This is a genomic window from Sphingomonas gei, from assembly GCF_004792685.1.
GTDB lineage: Bacteria > Pseudomonadota > Alphaproteobacteria > Sphingomonadales > Sphingomonadaceae > Sphingomonas > Sphingomonas gei.
This window is the reverse complement of record NZ_SRXT01000002.1, coordinates 158,405-173,541: the sequence shown is the minus strand read 5'-3', so window position 1 is coordinate 173,541 and position 15,137 is coordinate 158,405. Positions and strand designations below refer to the sequence as shown.

Genomic DNA, 15,137 nt, shown 5'->3' with positions numbered 1-15,137 from the left:
ATGCCCGTTCTGGACCTTTTTCGCAAGTTCGCGATCGTTTGTTCGAAGAAACGGTTGCAATGGCGGCGGCACGGCGCGACGCTTAAACCGGGCTCGAAAACGAGCCGTCACGGGAGGGATCGCATGCCCCATGGTATCCTGGGTTGGCTATTGATCGGCCTGGTCGCAGGCGCGCTCGGAAAATTGATCATGCCCGGGCGCGATCCCGGCGGGGTCATCGTCACGATCCTGTTCGGGATCGCTGGGGCGCTGATCGCTTTCTACCTGACGCCGCTGCTCGGGCTCGAGGTCCGTGACAGCACGTGGCAGGCCTACGCGGCAGCGACCGCAGGGGCAGTGATTCTGCTGCTATTCTATCGAATGGTCATGGTCCGCCGTATCTGAACGCCAGCCTTCGGCTTCGTTCAGCTTGCGTGCGGCCTGACTGCACCATGGCGGCGACAGACCTTGTTACGGGAGAGTATCGATGATTCGCCTTGCCTTGTTCACCACCGCCGCTGGGCTGACGCTCGCCAGCCTCTCGGCCTCCGCGCAGGAAGTCCGGCCGATGATGCTGCCGGCCGATGGCACGTTGCTGGAAGTGTCGGCCGACGGCAGCAGCACGCGAACGCCCGATATCGCGAACATCCAGGCGGGGGTCGTCACCCAGCACGCCACTGCCGGCGAGGCGATGCGCCAGAACGGCATCCAGATGGCGGCGGTGCTCGCCGCGCTGCGCAAGGCGGGTGTCGCCGAGCGTGACGTCCAGACCTCGAACATCGCGCTCAGCCCGCAATATCGCTACGCGGAGAACCAGCCGCCGGTGATCACCGGTTATCAGGCGAGCAACCAGGTCACCGTGCGCTTTCGCGACATCGCCAAGAGCGGCACGATCCTCGACGCGCTGGTGCGCGAGGGCGCCAACAACATTTCGGGCCCCAATCTGACGATCGACAAGCCCGAGGCGGCGCTGGACGAGGCGCGCACCGCGGCGGTCGCGGCGGCCCGAGGCCGCGCCGAACTCTATGCGAAGGCCGCGGGCCTGCGCGTCGTTCGGATCCTGTCGATCTCCGAAGGGGGTGCGATGCCGCCGCCGATGCCGATGATGGCGCAGGTCCAGCGCTTCAGCGCCGACAAGGCCGAAACGCAGATTGCCCCGGGCGAGCAGGAACTGCGCGTATCGCTGTCGGTGCGCTTCCTGCTCAAATAGCCGCGTATGAAAAAAAGGGGCCGCCCTTTCGGGCAGCCCCTTTTTGTTACGTGCGCAATGCTTAGCGAACGGAGCCGCGGCGAACGAGATTCACGATCGCGAGCAGGATGATCGCACCGACCAGCGAATACAGGAAGGTGGTCACGGTGACGGCCTGGTTGATTCCGGTTCCGAACAGGAAGCCGGCAATCGCGGCGCCGACGATGCCTACCACGATGTTGAGGAAGATGCCCTGCTGTCCATCGGTCCGCATGATGATGCTTGCAAGCCAGCCGACGACACCGCCGATGATGAGCCAAATGATAAGATTCATAACAGTCCCTCCGTTGAGCCCGGCGGGCGGGCGACGGAGCAAAAATTCCCGACCGGTCATATTGGTTCCGTATCGAATTTCATCCAGGTCACGGAACTTCGGCCGATCGACGCTGCGCGAAAGGAAAGCGGCGCGCTTCCGCTGTCCGGAAACGCGCCGCTCTGGCCCGATGGGAGAGGGGACGGCTAGGTCAGTATTTTTGCTGGCGCTCGTAAAGCGAACGATAATGCTGGATGCGAGTCACGCGAAGACCCGGCATCCCAGAACGGTCGATCGCACGCTGCCAGCCGGCGAATTCCTCGACGGTGAGGCTGTAGCGCTCGCAGACCTCGTCTACGCTCAGCAGCCCGCCATTGACCGCGGCGACCACTTCAGCCTTGCGGCGCACGACCCAGCGGGTCGTGCTCGGTGGCGGCAGCGTGTCGAGCGTCAGCGGCTCGCCGAGCGGTCCGATCACTTTCGCAGGACGAATCTTCTGGTTTTCAATCATCTACTTGCCTCATCGGGGCGGGGGCCCCTGTTACTCAACACAACCACCTTTATGCCCGGCGCTTGAACAACGACTAAAACGCCTAGGTAAACGCCGCCTTCATTCCTTCTGCCACCGCATCACCATTACTGCCGCAGCACGGTGGAAGGAGCCGTGCGCCGGCGCGAGCAATGCGTCGGCGGGTGCCTCGAGAGCGAGTCGGGTCTGGGCGCATGCCGTAGGACTCGCCGCTTGACGCGCGGCGATGCCGACGAACAATACCGCCAGCTCGGTCGGCATGGCGGTGACCGCCACGTCGCGATCCAGTCTGGCAAAGCTCAAATCCACGAATACGAATCCAGTCTCTTCTCTCTTAGTCGGCCAGCTTTAGCCAATCGGGATGAAGGCGCCGTAAAGCCGATGGGAACGCTCGCTTAACCTGCCTTTCCAATCCGTTGCGGCCCCGGGCTGGATCGCGCGGCGACAAGCGCTTATGTGCGCACCCGTGAACTCCGCAGACTTTCAACTGGCCGAGCCGCTCGCCAAGCGGCGGATCGTCGTCGCCATGTCGGGCGGCGTCGATTCATCGGTGGTGGCGGCGCTCGCGGCGCAGACCGGCGCGGAGACGATCGGCGTGACGCTCCAGCTCTATGATCATGGCGAGGCGGTCGGGCGTGCCGGCAGCTGCTGCGCCGGCCGCGACATTCGCGATGCCCGGGCGGTGTGCGACAAGCTCGGCATCGCGCATTATGTCTTCGATCACGCGTCGAGCTTCCGCGAGACGGTGATCGACGATTTCGCCGACGAATATCTCGCCGGGCGCACCCCGATCCCGTGCGTGAAGTGCAACATGGGGCCCAAATTCACCGATCTGTTCGCGCTGGCGCGCGATCTCGGCGCCGATTGCCTCGTCACCGGCCATTATGTCCGCCGCGTCGAAGGCCTCGCGGGCGCCGAGCTTCACCGCGCCGCCGATCCCGCGCGCGACCAGAGCTATTTCCTGTTCGCCACGACGCAGGCGCAGCTCGAATTCCTGCGCTTCCCGCTGGGCGGGCTACCCAAGCCGCGGGTGCGCGAGCTCGCCGCCGAACTGGGATTGGGCGTCGCTGGCAAGCCCGACAGCCAGGACATCTGCTTCGTCCCCGACGGCGATTATGCCAGCCTGGTCAAGAAACTGCGCCCGGAAGTCGAAACGCACGGCGACATCGTCGATGCGGCCGGCCGCAAGCTCGGCGCACACAAGGGCCTGATCCACTTCACCGTAGGCCAGCGTCGCGGGCTCGAGATCGGCGGCGCGGCCGAGCCTTATTATGTGCTGCGGCTTGATCCGGTGACGCGCGAAGTCGTGGTCGGTCCGAAGCGCGCGCTTGCCGTGCGCGCGGCGCGGATCGACGGCGTGAACTGGCTCGGCGGCGACCATGTCGGGCCGACCATGGTCAAGGTCCGTTCGATGGCCAAGCCGGTGCCGGCGCGATTCGATGGCGAGCGCGTGATGTTCGAAACGCCCGAATATGGCGTCGCGCCGGGACAGGCGGCGGTGCTCTATGCCGGCGACCGCGTGCTGGGCGGCGGCTGGATCGCCGAGACCGAGCGCGCGGAATTGGCAGTAGCTTGACTCCCTCTCCCAATGGGAGAGGGAGTTTAGAGCCTTAGCTCGCCCTCGATCACCGTCACGCACTTGCCCGCCAGTATCACCCGCTCGCCCGCCAGCTCGCACCCGACATACCCGCCGCGCCGGCTCGCCTGGAATGCAGTGAAGTGGTTCCGCCCCAGCCGCTTCGCCCAATAGGGCGCCAGTACCGCATGCGCCGATCCGGTCACCGGGTCCTCGTCGATCCCCGCCGCCGGCGCGAATACGCGGCTTATCGCGTCGGTGTCGCGGCCCGGCGCCGTCACGATGTTGAGCGTGTCGCCGATCGCGGCGAGCGCGCGGAAATCGGGGGCGGCCGCCAGCACCGCCTCGGCGCTCTCCAGCACGATCAGATCATAGCCCCGCGGGTGACGCAGCGTCTCGCCCTGCACCCCCAGCGCCTCGAGTAGCCCGGGAACCGCCACGGGTTCGGCCGCATAGGCCGGCAACTCCATCAGATAGCCATCGCCATGCCGCGCAACTTCGAGGATTCCCGACTGGCGCGTGCGGAAACGGACCAGATCGCGATCCTGCTCGCGGGTCAGCACCTGATGCCCGCTCGCCAGCGTCGCATGCCCGCACAAGGCGACTTCGGCCGCCGGGGTGAACCAGCGCAATTCGTAATCGGCCTCGTCGCTCGCATCGGGCACGATGAATGCCGTCTCGGACAAATTGTTCTCCTCGGCGATCGCCTGGAGCATTTCATCATCGAGCCAGGCATCGAGCGGAAACACTGCCGCCGGATTGCCGGTGAACGGCCGATCGGCAAAGGCGTCGATCTGGGTGAAGGGCAGTTTCATCGCGTATCCTTGAGCAAGTCGGTCTCGGCCAGCGGATTGCCGGGTTCGTCGACCTGACCTTCCGGGTCGACATGGATCAGCACTTCGGTGCCGGGGAATTCCTCGGCAAGCTCCTTCTCGAGCCGCTCGACCACGTCGTGCGATTCGAGCAGGGTCATGTGCGCGTCCATCCAGATGTGGAACTGGACGAAATCCTTCACCCCGCTGGTCCGCGTGCGCAGATCGTGCAGCCCGATCAGTTCGGGGTGGCGCGCGGCGATCTCGACGAAGCGCTGGCGTTTCGCCTCGGGCCATTCTTTATCCATCAGCTGGTCGATCGCATCGACCGACGCGCGCCATGCCCCGAACAGCAGCCACAGCCCGATGACGATCCCGAACACCGCGTCCGCGCCGGCCAGCCCGGCATAGCTTTCGAGCAGCAGCGCCGCGATGACCGCGCCGTTGAGGAACAGATCGGACTGATAATGCACCCGGTCGGTGCCGATCGCGATCGATCCGGTCCGACGAACCACCGATTGCTGATAGCGCGTCAGCACCAACGTCACTGCGATTGCGACCAGCGACACCCCGATGCCATATTCGGCGTCGGTGCTCGGCTGTTGCGCCATCAGCCGCTGACCCGCGCGCAGCAGGATCGCGAACGCCGAAACCGCGATCACCGCGACCTGGAACAGCGCCGCCAGCGCCTCGGCCTTGCCGTGTCCGAAGCGATGATCGTCGTCGGCGGGCTGCGCGGCCCAATGCACCCCGCCCAGGGTGACCAGCGACGCCACCAAGTCGAGCACGCTGTCGGCGAGGCTGGCCAGCACCGCCACCGATCCGGTCCGCCACGCCGCCCATGCCTTGAGGCTGCCGAGCAGCACTGCGCACGCCACGCTGGCCAGCGCCGCCCGCCGCGCAAGATTGCTCACGGGTAGAGCAGCCCTTCGGACCAGCCCTCACTTTGGCGCTGGAACAGCCGGCGCTCGTGGAGCCGATGTTCGCGATCCTGCCAGAACTCGATCCGTTCCGGGCGCACCCGATACCCGCCCCAATGCGGCGGCCGCGGCATTTCCCCGCTTTCGAACCGCGCGCGCACGTCTTCGTAGCGCGCTTCGAACGTCGCCCGCGCGTCGAGCGGCCGCGATTGCTCCGAGGCCCAGGCACCGAGCTGCGAATCGCGGCTGCGGCTGGCGAAATAGGCGTCGCTCTCGGCATCGGTCACTTGCACGACCGGACCCTCGATCCGAATCTGCCGGCGCAGCGACTTCCAGTGGAACAGCAATGCCGCGCGCGGGCTCGCGATCAGGTCGCCCGCCTTGCGGCTGCCGCGGTTGGTGTAGAACACGAAGCCGTCGGGCCCGTGCCCCTTGAGCAGCACCATCCGCACCGAAGGCTGGCCGCCGGCATCCACCGTGGCGAGCGCCATCGCATTGGAGTCGTTGGGCTCGCTGACCCGCGCCTCGGCGAACCAGGAATCGAACAGCTGGAAGGGATCAATGGTCATGGCAGCCGTCTCCTACGCCGACACCATTTTGGTGTCGAGGAACGGACTCCGCTCTGGCGAATTGAATCGGCTTCGCAACGAGGAGTTAAACGCATGGCCGCGCGCGCCTATTGGCAAGGACAGATCCGGCTGGCGCTGGTCTCGATCCCGGTCGAGATCTATTCCGCGACCAAATCGGGCGCGCAGATCAGCTTCCACCAGATCCACGAGCCTTCGGGCAAAAGGATCAAATACGAGAAGACCGCGCCCGGCATCGGCCCGGTCGATGTCGACGAGATCGTCAAGGGCTTCGAAGTCGAGAAGGGCGAATATGTCCTGCTCGAACAGGACGAGATCGACGCGGTGAAACTCGAATCGAAGAAGACGCTCGAGCTCACCCAGTTCGTCGATGCCGACGAGATCGACGTGCTCTATTACGAGAAACCCTATTTCGTCGTCCCCGCCGACGACCTCGCCGAGGAAGCGTTCATCGTGCTGCGCGAGGCGCTGCGCCGCTCTCGGAAAGTCGGGCTCGGCCAGCTGGCGATGCGCGGACGCGAATATGTCGTCAGCCTCAAGCCCTGCGGCCGCGGCATGGTGCTCGAGACCTTGCGCTACGCCGACGAAGTCAACAAGGCGCAGGGCTATTTCCGCGACATCGCCGATAGCGAGCCCGATCCCGAATTGCTCGATCTGGCCAGCACGCTGATCGACAAGAAAGCCAGCAAGTTCGATCCGCAGGCGTTCCACGATCGCTATGTCGACGCGCTCAAGGGCCTGATCGAGCGCAAGAAGAAGGCCAAGGGCAAGAAGATCATCGAGGAAGATCCCGACGCGCCGCCGAACCGCGGCTCGAACGTCGTCGACCTGATGGCCGCGCTCAAGAAGTCGCTCGAGAAGCCGGGGGCGAGCACCGGGGTCACCGCCAAGAAGGCGCCGGCGAAGAAGACCGCGGCCAAGGCCCCGGCCAAGCCCGCCGCCCCGGCGAAGAAGGCGCCGGCGAGGAAGCGGGCATGATCCTTTCTGCCGTCGCCCCGGCGAACGCCGGGGCCCAGCGCCGCATGGGACATCGCTCGGGACTCCGGGTCCCGGCCTTCGCCGGGATGACGATTTAATGGCCGAAAACCTCCTCGCCAAATATAATTCCAAGCGCGACTTCACGCAGACCGCCGAGCCCGCGGGCAAGATCGCGCATACCGGCGGCAATCGCTTCATGGTCCAGAAGCACGACGCGTCGCGGCTGCACTGGGACTTCCGCCTCGAAGTCGACGGCGTGCTCAAGAGCTGGGCGGTCACCCGCGGCCCCAGCCTCGATCCGAACGAGAAGCGCCTCGCCGTGCGCACCGAGGATCACCCGCTCTCCTACGCCGATTTCGAAGGCACCATCCCGAAGGGCCAATATGGCGGCGGCACGGTGATGCTGTGGGACGACGGCGTCTGGGAGCCGATCGCGGGCAAGAGCGCCAAGGACCTCGAACAGGGCCATCTCCATTTCCGCCTCGAAGGCGAGCGGATGAACGGCGAGTGGATGCTCATCCGCTTGAAGCCGCGCGGCAAGGAAAAAGGCGAGAACTGGCTGCTGCGCAAGGTCACCGACGAACATGCCGGCGCCACCGATTTTCTGGTCGAGACCGCTTTGACCAGCGTCAAGACCGGTCGCACGATGCAGGAGATCGCCGAAGGCAAGAAGGCCGAGAAGCGGCCGGCCAAGGCATCGCCGCAGGCGACGGCACGGGTGACCAAACTCCGCGCGCCATCGAAAGCGGCTCTCCCCGAATTCCAGAAACCCCAGCTCGCGACCCTCGTCGACGCCGTCCCTGCCGGCAACCAGTGGCTCCACGAAGTCAAATATGACGGCTATCGCGCGCTGATCGCCACCGGCGCCAAGGGCCCAAAAATCTACACCCGCACGGGCCTCGACTGGACCGACAAATTTCCCGGAATCGCCGAAGCCGCGGCCGGCCTGCCAGCCCCCGCACTGATCGACGGCGAGATCATTGCCTATAAGGACGGCAAGCCCGATTTCTCGACCTTGCAGGAAGCGATCTCCACCGGTGGGGAGGGCCTGACTTTCTTCGCCTTCGACTTGCTCGCCGATCGCGAGGACACCACCAAGCTTCCCCAGCTCGCCCGCAAGGAAAAGCTCCGCGCGCTGCTCGAAGGCGCCGACGAACGCATCCAATTCTCCGAGCATATCGTCGGCGCCGGCGAAAAGCTCTTCGAGACGATGTGCCGCGAGGGCTATGAAGGCGTGATCTCGAAGCGCGCCGACGCGCCCTATCGCGGCACCCGCACCAAATCCTGGCTCAAGGTCAAATGCATCCGCCGCCAGGAGTTCGTCATCGTCGGCTGGTCGCCGAGCGACGCCAAGGGTCGCGGCTTCCGCTCGCTCCTCCTCGCCGTCAACAGCCCCGACGGGCTCGTCTATGCCGGCAAGGTGGGTACGGGCTTCAACCAGGCGAAGCTCCAGGACCTGCGCGACCGCTTCGACAAGATCGCCGTGGACAAGGCGCCGGTGAAGGTGCCGCGCCCGGAGGCGCGCGGTGCGCACTGGATCGAGCCCAAGCTCGTCGCCGAAGTCGCCTTCGCCGAGTTCACTGCCGAGAACGTCGTCCGCCACGCCAGCTTCGTCGCATTGCGCGAGGACAAGAAGCCGAGCGAGATCGTCGCCGAGAAGCCCGCCCCGCTCCCCGAAACCCCCGCCCCCGCCCCCGCCGCGCAGTCGAAGATCAAGATCAGCAGCCGCGATCGCGTGATCTATCCCGAATCGGGGCTCACCAAGGGCGAGCTCGCCGACTACTACGCTGCGGTCGCGCCGATCGCCTTGCGCTGGCTCGGCAATCGCCCGATCAGCCTGGTCCGCTGCCCGCAGGGCCGCGCCAAGCATTGCTTCTTCCAGAAGCACGACGCCGGCAGCTTCGGCGACGACGTCCACCATGTCGACGTCCGCGAGAAGGACGGCAGCGTCGAGCCCTATCTCTATGTCGACGATCTCGACGGGATCATGGCCTGCGTCCAGATGGGGACGATCGAATTCCACGGCTGGGGTGCGCCCGTCGCCGATATCGAGAAGCCCGATCGGCTGGTATTCGATCTCGACCCCGACGAGGGGCTCGATTTCGAGATGGTCAAGAAAGCCGCGCAGGACATTCACGGCCATCTCGCCGATATCGGCCTGACCAGCTGGCCTTTGCTGTCGGGCGGCAAGGGCGTGCACGTCGTCGTGCCGCTCATCCCCTCCGCTGAATGGCCGGCGGTGCGCAGCTTCGCCGAGCGTTTCTCGCGCGCGCTGGCCCAGTCCGAGCCCGAACGCTTCACCGCCAACCTCAAGAAGGTGACGCGCAAGGGCAAGATCTTCCTCGATTATCTGCGCAACCAGCGCGGGGCTACGGCGGTCCTCCCCTATGTAGCCCGCGCCCGCGAAAACGCCCCCGTCGCCGCGCCGATCACCTGGACCGAGCTGGGCAAACTCGAAGCGGCCAAGGCCTATACGATCCGCGACGCCGATAAATTGCTCGAACGCGCCACCAGCCCCGCGCTCCAGGGCTGGGGCGAAGCCGAACAGACGCTGCCGGATTTGTGACGTCCAGCATTGACCCATTCAATTGAAGACAACCAGTTCCCCTGCGAAAGCAGGGGTCCAGGGTGACAAGCAGTGCGCTGTGGCCCCTGGGCCCCTGCTTTCGCAGGGGAACGGATCGCCTAAACGCCAATCAGCCCTGCGCCGCCGGCTCCGCATCGCGCGCGGACTCGCTGCGGCGTGCCCATTCCTTGTTGATGCCGAGCGCAGCGAGCGTGCACAGCGCCCCCGAGAGCAGATAGACGCCGACCGACCACAATCCGAAATTGCTCGCAAGCGCCAGCGCGACCAGCGGCGCGAAGCCGGCGCCGAGCAGCCATGACAGATTGGCGGTGGTCGCCGCCCCGGTATAGCGGCGCTCGCTCGAGAAGCTGCTGTTGACCGCGCCGGAGGACTGGCCGAATGCCAGCCCGAGCAGGACGAAGCCCGCGAGCATGTACACCGTCTCGCCAAAGCCGCCCGCGCCGAGCAATTGCGGCGCGAACCCGCTATAGGCGGCGATCAGGGCCGCCGACACGCCGAGCACCGCGCGCCGCCCCACGCGATCGGCGATGATTCCCGAAGCGAGCATCGACAGCACGCAGAACACCGCACCGATGATCTCGATGACGAGGAAGCGTTCCGCCGCCTCGCCGCGGTACAAGGTCACCCAGGACAATGGGAACACCGTCACCAGATGGAACAAGGCGAAGCTGGCGAGCGGCGCGAACGAACCGAGCGCGATCGTCCGCCCCTCGAGCCGCACGGTTTCCCAGAACGGCGCGGGCTGGAGCTCGCGGCTCTCGAACAGATGCTCGAATTCGGGCGTGGCGACCAGCCGCAGCCGCGCGAACAGCGCCACCACGTTGATCGCGAAGGCGACGAAGAACGGATAGCGCCAGCCCCAGGACAGGAAGTCCTCGGTCGACAAGGTCGACAGGAAGAACGCGAACAGCCCCGCCGCGACGATCAGCCCCAAGGGCGCCCCGAGCTGCGGAATCATTGCATACCAGCCACGATTCTTCTCGGGCGCGTTGAGCGCGAGCAGCGACGGCAGCCCATCCCAGGCGCCGCCCAGCGCGACGCCCTGGCCGACGCGGCACAAGGCGAGCAGCCAGATCGCGGCGAATCCGATCTGGTCGTAGCTCGGCAGGAAGGCGATCGACATGGTCGAGCCGCCGAGCAGGAACAATGCGATCGTCAGCTTGACGCCGCGGCCATGCTTGCGATCGACCCACATGAAGATCGCCGAGCCGAGCGGACGGGCGAGGAACGCCAGCGAGAACAAGGCGAACGAATAGAGCGTGCCGGTCAGCGGATCGACGAACGAAAAGACTACCGACGGGAACACCAGCACCGAGGCGATGGCATAGACGAAGAAGTCGAAGAACTCGCTGGTTCGGCCGACGATCACGCCGATGGCGATCTCGCCCGGCGCGATCTTGTGATCGCGCGCGGTGACGAGCCGGGCATCGCGTTCGAGCGGCGTCGAGTTCGACGCGGCGATCGGTGCACTCATTCTTTTCGCTCCGGCAGCCTATGGCTGTGTTATTGCGTTTGAACGCGCGTTGCACCAGAAAAGCGCCGCGACGGGGATAGGACAAAATGTCCACTGTCGGCGCACGGGCGCGCCGGGATAGGCGGAGGCCATGCGCGAAGTCATATCAACGTCCCCAGCACGCCGGCTCCTCGCCCTGCTGCCGCTCGCCGCTTTGTCGGCGTGCGATCGCGCGGTGCTCAATCCCGCGGGCGACATCGCGCTCCAGCAGCGCGACATCATCTATATCTCGACGGCGCTGATGCTGCTGATCATCGTGCCGGTGCTCGCGCTGATCGTCGTGTTCGCGTGGCGCTATCGCGACGGCAACAAGGACGCGACCTACGATCCGCATTTCGACCATTCGACTGCGCTCGAACTGGTCATCTGGTCGGCGCCGTTGCTGATCATCATCTGCCTCGGCGCGCTGACCTGGTGGAGCACCCATCTGCTCGACCCGTTCCGCCCGATCAATCGGATCTCGGCCGAAAAGGCGATCGATCCCAAGGCCAAGCCTTTGGTCATCCAGGTCGTCTCGCTCGACTGGAAATGGCTGTTCATCTATCCCGAGCAGGGCGTCGCCACGGTCAACGAACTGGTGCTCCCGATCGACCGCCAGGTCCGCTTCGACCTCACTTCGACCAACATGATGAACACCTTCTACGCGCCGACGCTGGCGGGAATGATCTACACCATGCCCGGCATGCGCAGCACGATGCACGCCGTGCTCAACAAGCCCGGCCAATATGACGGCATGTCCGCCAATTACAGCGGCGCAGGCTTTTCGGACATGCACTTCAAGCTCTACGGCGTCGCCCAGGGCGGGTTCGACAATTGGGTCGCGCGGGTGAAGGCAAGCGGCCCGGTGCTCGACACCGCGCGCTTCCTCGAGCTCGAAAAGCCTACCGACAAGGTCCCGGCAATGTATTTCTCGGGGGCCGAGGCGGACCTGTTCGACCGCATCTTCAAGCGCTGCGTAAAGCCCGGCACCCCCTGCGGGACCGGGATGCACGGCATGCAGGGCGGTGGCCACGGCGCCATGCCCGAAAAGGGCAAGCCCGAGGGCGCGCTGATGAAGCAGGGCGAGGAGAAGGGCCGGGGCGAGAGCCTCACCCCACCGCCGGGCGCGCAGCCCAGCCCCGCACCGCATTCGCACCAGGAGCGTTAAATGTTCACCGAATCGCTGGCGCGCACGATCTTCGGTCGCCTGACCTTCGAATCCTTCCCGCTCCACGAGCCGATCCTGCTCGTGACCTTCATCGTCGTCGGATTGCTCGGGCTCGGCCTGGTCGGCGTCGTGACCAAATACCGGCTGTGGGGCTGGCTGTGGCGCGAATGGTTCACCAGCATCGATCACAAGAAGATCGGGATCATGTACATGATCCTCGGCATCATCATGCTGCTGCGCGGCTTTTCCGACGCGATCATGATGCGCCTCCAGCAGGCGATGGCGTTCGGCGACAACCCCGGCTACCTCCCGCCGCACCATTATGACCAGGTCTTCTCGGCGCACGGGACGATCATGATCTTCTTCGTCGCGATCCCGCTGATCGTCGGGCTGGTCAACTACATCATGCCGCTCCAGATCGGCGCGCGCGACGTCGCCTTCCCGTTCCTCAACAATCTGAGCTTCTGGCTCACCGTGGCGGGTGCATTGCTCGTCATGATCTCGCTGTTCGTCGGCGAGTTTTCGCGCGGCGGCTGGCTCAATTACGTGCCGGTCACGAACTTGCAGAACAGTCCGGACACCGGGCCGGATTATTATCTATGGGCGCTGCAGATAGCCGGAATCGGCACCACGCTTTCCGCGATCAACATGGTCACCACGATCATCAAGATGCGCGCCCCCGGCATGACGATGATGAAGATGCCGATCTTCTGCTGGACCGCGCTTTGCAGCAACGTGCTGGCGATCGCGATCTTCCCGGTGCTCACCGGCGCCTTCGCATTGCTGATGCTCGATCGCTATGTGGGGACCAACTTCTTCACCAACGATCTCGGCGGCAACCCGATGATGTACTGGAACCTGGTGTGGATCTGGGGCCATCCCGAGGTGTACGTCCTCGTCCTCCCCGCCTTCGGCATCTATTCCGAGATCACCTCGACCTTCACCGGGAAGCGGCTCTTCGGCTATTCGTCGATGGTCTACGCCACCGTGGTGATCACCATCCTGAGCTATCTGGTGTGGCTGCACCACTTCTTCACGATGGGCTCGGGCGCCAGCGTCAACAGCTTCTTCGGCATCGCCACCATGGTGATCTCGATCCCGACCGGCGCCAAGATCTTCAACTGGCTGTTCACGATGTATCGCGGCCGGATCCGCTTCGAGCTGCCGATGATGTGGGTGATCGCGTTCATGATCACCTTCGTGGTCGGCGGGATGACCGGGGTGCTGCTCGCGGTGCCGCCGGCGGACTTCGTGCTCCACAATTCGCTGTTCCTAGTCGCCCACTTCCACAACGTGATCATCGGCGGCGTGGTGTTCGCGCTGTTCGCGGCGATGGATTACTGGTTCCCCAAGGCCTTCGGCTTCCGGCTCGATCCCTTCTGGGGCAAGGTCACCTTCTGGGGCTGGGTAGTCGGCTATTGGGTCGCGTGGACGCCGATCTACATCGTCGGGCTGATGGGCACGACGCGCCGGGTCAACCATTTCGACGATCCGAGCCTGCAGATCTATTTCGTCATCGCCGCGATCGGCGCGGGGATCATCCTGATCGGCATCCTCGCCTTCGTCATCCAGATCGCAGTGAGCATCCTCAACCGCGAAAAGCTGCGCGACACCACCGGCGACCCGTGGAACGGTCGCACCCTCGAATGGTCGACCTCGTCGCCGCCGCCGGCGTACAACTTCGCCTTCACGCCGCAGGTCCACGATCTCGACGCCTGGTACGACATGAAGGATCGCCATGCCCAGCGGCCGACCACCGGCTTCAAGCCGATCCACATGCCGCGCAATACCGGCGCGGGGGTGATCCTGTCGGGCCTGGCGATGGCGCTCGGTTTCGCGATGATCTGGTACATGTGGTGGCTGGCGATCGCCGCCGTGGCCGGGCTGTTCGTCGTCGCGATCGTCCACACCTTCAACTATAATCGCGATTACTTCATCCCCGCGGACGAAGTGGCGCAAAGCGAGGACGCGCGCACCAAGCTGCTCGCGGCGGGAGCGTGACCATGGCCGCGGATGCACTGACCGAACCCCAGGCCGAGCCGTCCTTCTACGATATCGAGGACAGTCATCACCACGAAGCGGGCGGCAGCACGCTGCTCGGCTTCTGGATCTACCTGATGAGCGACGCGCTCATCTTCGCCACTCTGTTCGCCACCTATGGCGTGCTGAGCAGCGCCTATGCCGGCGGCCCCTCGCCGCGCGAAATCTTCGAGCTGCCGCTGGTCGCCGTGAACACCGCGTTGCTGCTGACCTCGTCGATCACCTATGGCTTCGCGATGATCGCGATGCAGGAGGGCAAGCTTCGCGGCACCCAATTGTGGCTGGTGGTGACCGGGCTGCTCGGCATCGGCTTCGTCGGGATCGAACTCTACGAGTTCGCCAATCTGATCCATGAGGGCGCGACGCCGCAGACGAGTGCGTTCCTCTCGGCGTTCTTCACCCTGGTGGCGACGCACGGGCTGCACGTCACCTTCGGGATCCTCTGGCTGGGCGTGATGCTGGTCCAGCTCGGCCAGCGCGGGCTCCACCCGGAAAACCAGCGCCGGCTGATGTGCCTCAGCATGTTCTGGCACTTCCTCGACGTCGTCTGGATCGGCGTCTTCACCTTCGTCTATCTGCTCGGGGTCCTGCGATGAACGACGCCACCCAACATCTCGATGATCATGGCGACGGCCCGGGCCATTTCACCCGTCGCGGCTATCTGATCGGGTTCCTGCTCTCGGTGGTGCTCACCGCGGTGCCGTTCTGGCTGGTGATGACCGGCGCGCTGCACGACGCGCAGACCACGGCGATCGTGATCATCGCCTTCGCGGTGGTGCAGATCCTGGTGCACACAGTGTGCTTCCTCCACGTCAACACGCGCGGCGAGGGCGGCTGGACGCTGATGGCCTATGCCTTCACTGCGGTGATCGTGCTGATCGTGATCGCAGGCTCTTTATGGATCATGTACCACCTCAACTCGAACATGATGCCGATGCCCTCGGCGGAAACGAGCGCGCAGCCCTGA

16 protein-coding genes are annotated in these 15,137 nt (G+C 65.1%); 9 read left to right on the top strand and 7 right to left on the bottom strand.

Annotation, left to right across the window (positions count from 1 at the left end):
* The first annotated feature begins 123 nt into the window (after nt 1–123).
* Nucleotides 124–384, top strand: coding sequence for a GlsB/YeaQ/YmgE family stress response membrane protein (locus tag E5A73_RS04960; protein WP_135962702.1), 261 nt, complete (start codon nt 124–126; stop codon nt 382–384).
* Between the two features lie 82 nt (nt 385–466).
* On the top strand, nt 467–1,189 hold the full coding sequence (locus E5A73_RS04955) for an SIMPL domain-containing protein (protein ID WP_135962701.1): 723 nt from the start codon (nt 467–469) through the stop codon (nt 1,187–1,189).
* A 61-nt stretch (nt 1,190–1,250) separates the two neighbouring features.
* Here the strand turns inward: E5A73_RS04955 and E5A73_RS04950 are convergent, their stop codons facing one another.
* The 3 genes from E5A73_RS04950 to E5A73_RS04940 all read right to left on the bottom strand — a co-directional run bounded on the left by E5A73_RS04950 (nt 1,251) and on the right by E5A73_RS04940 (nt 2,319).
* A complete protein-coding gene (locus E5A73_RS04950; protein ID WP_135962700.1) occupies nt 1,251–1,502 on the bottom strand; it encodes a GlsB/YeaQ/YmgE family stress response membrane protein in 252 nt (83 codons plus the stop codon).
* Nucleotides 1,503–1,692: 190 nt separating this feature from the next.
* Entirely contained in the window at nt 1,693–1,992 is a 300-nt protein-coding gene (gene sciP / locus E5A73_RS04945; RefSeq protein ID WP_100282480.1) for a CtrA inhibitor SciP, read from the bottom strand.
* A gap of 99 nt (nt 1,993–2,091) precedes the next feature.
* Nucleotides 2,092–2,319 carry a hypothetical protein gene (locus E5A73_RS04940; RefSeq protein ID WP_240700032.1) on the bottom strand — a complete coding sequence of 76 codons (228 nt, stop codon included), beginning with the start codon at nt 2,317–2,319 and terminating at the stop codon, nt 2,092–2,094.
* A gap of 157 nt (nt 2,320–2,476) precedes the next feature.
* Here E5A73_RS04940 and mnmA point away from each other — a divergent pair, with 157 nt between their 5' ends.
* Nucleotides 2,477–3,586, top strand: a complete 1,110-nt coding sequence (gene mnmA, locus E5A73_RS04935; RefSeq protein WP_420822560.1) for a tRNA 2-thiouridine(34) synthase MnmA — start codon at nt 2,477–2,479, stop codon at nt 3,584–3,586.
* 26 nt (nt 3,587–3,612) lie between these two features.
* On the opposite strand, the gene E5A73_RS04930 is transcribed toward mnmA, so the two are convergent.
* Genes E5A73_RS04930 through pdxH form a run of 3 tightly spaced genes read right to left on the bottom strand, consistent with a single transcriptional unit; the run spans nt 3,613 to nt 5,887 of the window.
* Complete coding sequence (locus tag E5A73_RS04930; protein ID WP_135962698.1) at nt 3,613–4,401, bottom strand: PhzF family phenazine biosynthesis protein; 789 nt, start codon at nt 4,399–4,401, stop codon at nt 3,613–3,615.
* Complete coding sequence (locus E5A73_RS04925; protein ID WP_135962697.1) at nt 4,398–5,312, bottom strand: cation diffusion facilitator family transporter; 915 nt, start codon at nt 5,310–5,312, stop codon at nt 4,398–4,400. The genes E5A73_RS04930 and E5A73_RS04925 overlap by 4 nt, the downstream gene beginning before the upstream one ends.
* Nucleotides 5,309–5,887, bottom strand: a complete 579-nt coding sequence (gene pdxH, locus E5A73_RS04920) for a pyridoxamine 5'-phosphate oxidase (RefSeq protein WP_135962696.1) — start codon at nt 5,885–5,887, stop codon at nt 5,309–5,311. The genes E5A73_RS04925 and pdxH overlap by 4 nt, the downstream gene beginning before the upstream one ends.
* 93 nt (nt 5,888–5,980) lie before the next feature.
* Here pdxH and ku point away from each other — a divergent pair, with 93 nt between their 5' ends.
* Nucleotides 5,981–6,883 (top strand): non-homologous end joining protein Ku, encoded by a 903-nt coding sequence (ku, locus tag E5A73_RS04915; protein ID WP_135962695.1) that lies wholly within the window; start codon nt 5,981–5,983, stop codon nt 6,881–6,883.
* A gap of 97 nt (nt 6,884–6,980) precedes the next feature.
* Nucleotides 6,981–9,449: a DNA ligase D gene (ligD, locus tag E5A73_RS04910; RefSeq protein ID WP_135962694.1), complete on the top strand. Its 2,469-nt coding sequence runs from the start codon at nt 6,981–6,983 to the stop codon at nt 9,447–9,449.
* Nucleotides 9,450–9,579: 130 nt separating this feature from the next.
* Here the strand turns inward: ligD and E5A73_RS04905 are convergent, their stop codons facing one another.
* Entirely contained in the window at nt 9,580–10,944 is a 1,365-nt protein-coding gene (locus E5A73_RS04905; protein WP_135962693.1) for an MFS transporter, read from the bottom strand.
* A 130-nt stretch (nt 10,945–11,074) separates the two neighbouring features.
* On the opposite strand from E5A73_RS04905, the gene cyoA reads away from it, so the two are divergent.
* Genes cyoA through cyoD form a run of 4 tightly spaced genes read left to right on the top strand, consistent with a single transcriptional unit; the run spans nt 11,075 to nt 15,137 of the window.
* A complete protein-coding gene (gene cyoA, locus E5A73_RS04900) occupies nt 11,075–12,130 on the top strand; it encodes a ubiquinol oxidase subunit II (protein ID WP_135962692.1) in 1,056 nt (351 codons plus the stop codon).
* Complete coding sequence (gene cyoB, locus E5A73_RS04895; protein WP_135962691.1) at nt 12,131–14,131, top strand: cytochrome o ubiquinol oxidase subunit I; 2,001 nt, start codon at nt 12,131–12,133, stop codon at nt 14,129–14,131. It abuts the gene before it with no gap.
* Nucleotides 14,132–14,133: 2 nt separating this feature from the next.
* On the top strand, nt 14,134–14,766 hold the full coding sequence (gene cyoC, locus E5A73_RS04890; protein WP_135962690.1) for a cytochrome o ubiquinol oxidase subunit III: 633 nt from the start codon (nt 14,134–14,136) through the stop codon (nt 14,764–14,766).
* Nucleotides 14,763–15,137, top strand: coding sequence for a cytochrome o ubiquinol oxidase subunit IV (cyoD, locus tag E5A73_RS04885; protein ID WP_135962689.1), 375 nt, complete (start codon nt 14,763–14,765; stop codon nt 15,135–15,137). The genes cyoC and cyoD overlap by 4 nt, the downstream gene beginning before the upstream one ends.

Bases quoted from the DNA above. Each gene is read 5' to 3' on its own strand.
- E5A73_RS04960 (WP_135962702.1), top strand. From the start codon at position 124: ATGCCCCATGGTATCCTGGGTTGGCTATTGATCGGCCTGGTCGCAGGC.
- E5A73_RS04955 (WP_135962701.1), top strand. From the start codon at position 467: ATGATTCGCCTTGCCTTGTTCACCACCGCCGCTGGGCTGACGCTCGCC.
- E5A73_RS04950 (WP_135962700.1), bottom strand. From the start codon at position 1,502: ATGAATCTTATCATTTGGCTCATCATCGGCGGTGTCGTCGGCTGGCTT.
- sciP (WP_100282480.1), bottom strand. From the start codon at position 1,992: ATGATTGAAAACCAGAAGATTCGTCCTGCGAAAGTGATCGGACCGCTC.
- E5A73_RS04930 (WP_135962698.1), bottom strand. From the start codon at position 4,401: ATGAAACTGCCCTTCACCCAGATCGACGCCTTTGCCGATCGGCCGTTC.
- pdxH (WP_135962696.1), bottom strand. From the start codon at position 5,887: ATGACCATTGATCCCTTCCAGCTGTTCGATTCCTGGTTCGCCGAGGCG.
- ku (WP_135962695.1), top strand. From the start codon at position 5,981: ATGGCCGCGCGCGCCTATTGGCAAGGACAGATCCGGCTGGCGCTGGTC.
- ligD (WP_135962694.1), top strand. From the start codon at position 6,981: ATGGCCGAAAACCTCCTCGCCAAATATAATTCCAAGCGCGACTTCACG.
- E5A73_RS04905 (WP_135962693.1), bottom strand. From the start codon at position 10,944: ATGAGTGCACCGATCGCCGCGTCGAACTCGACGCCGCTCGAACGCGAT.
- cyoA (WP_135962692.1), top strand. From the start codon at position 11,075: ATGCGCGAAGTCATATCAACGTCCCCAGCACGCCGGCTCCTCGCCCTG.
- cyoB (WP_135962691.1), top strand. From the start codon at position 12,131: ATGTTCACCGAATCGCTGGCGCGCACGATCTTCGGTCGCCTGACCTTC.
- cyoC (WP_135962690.1), top strand. From the start codon at position 14,134: ATGGCCGCGGATGCACTGACCGAACCCCAGGCCGAGCCGTCCTTCTAC.
- cyoD (WP_135962689.1), top strand. From the start codon at position 14,763: ATGAACGACGCCACCCAACATCTCGATGATCATGGCGACGGCCCGGGC.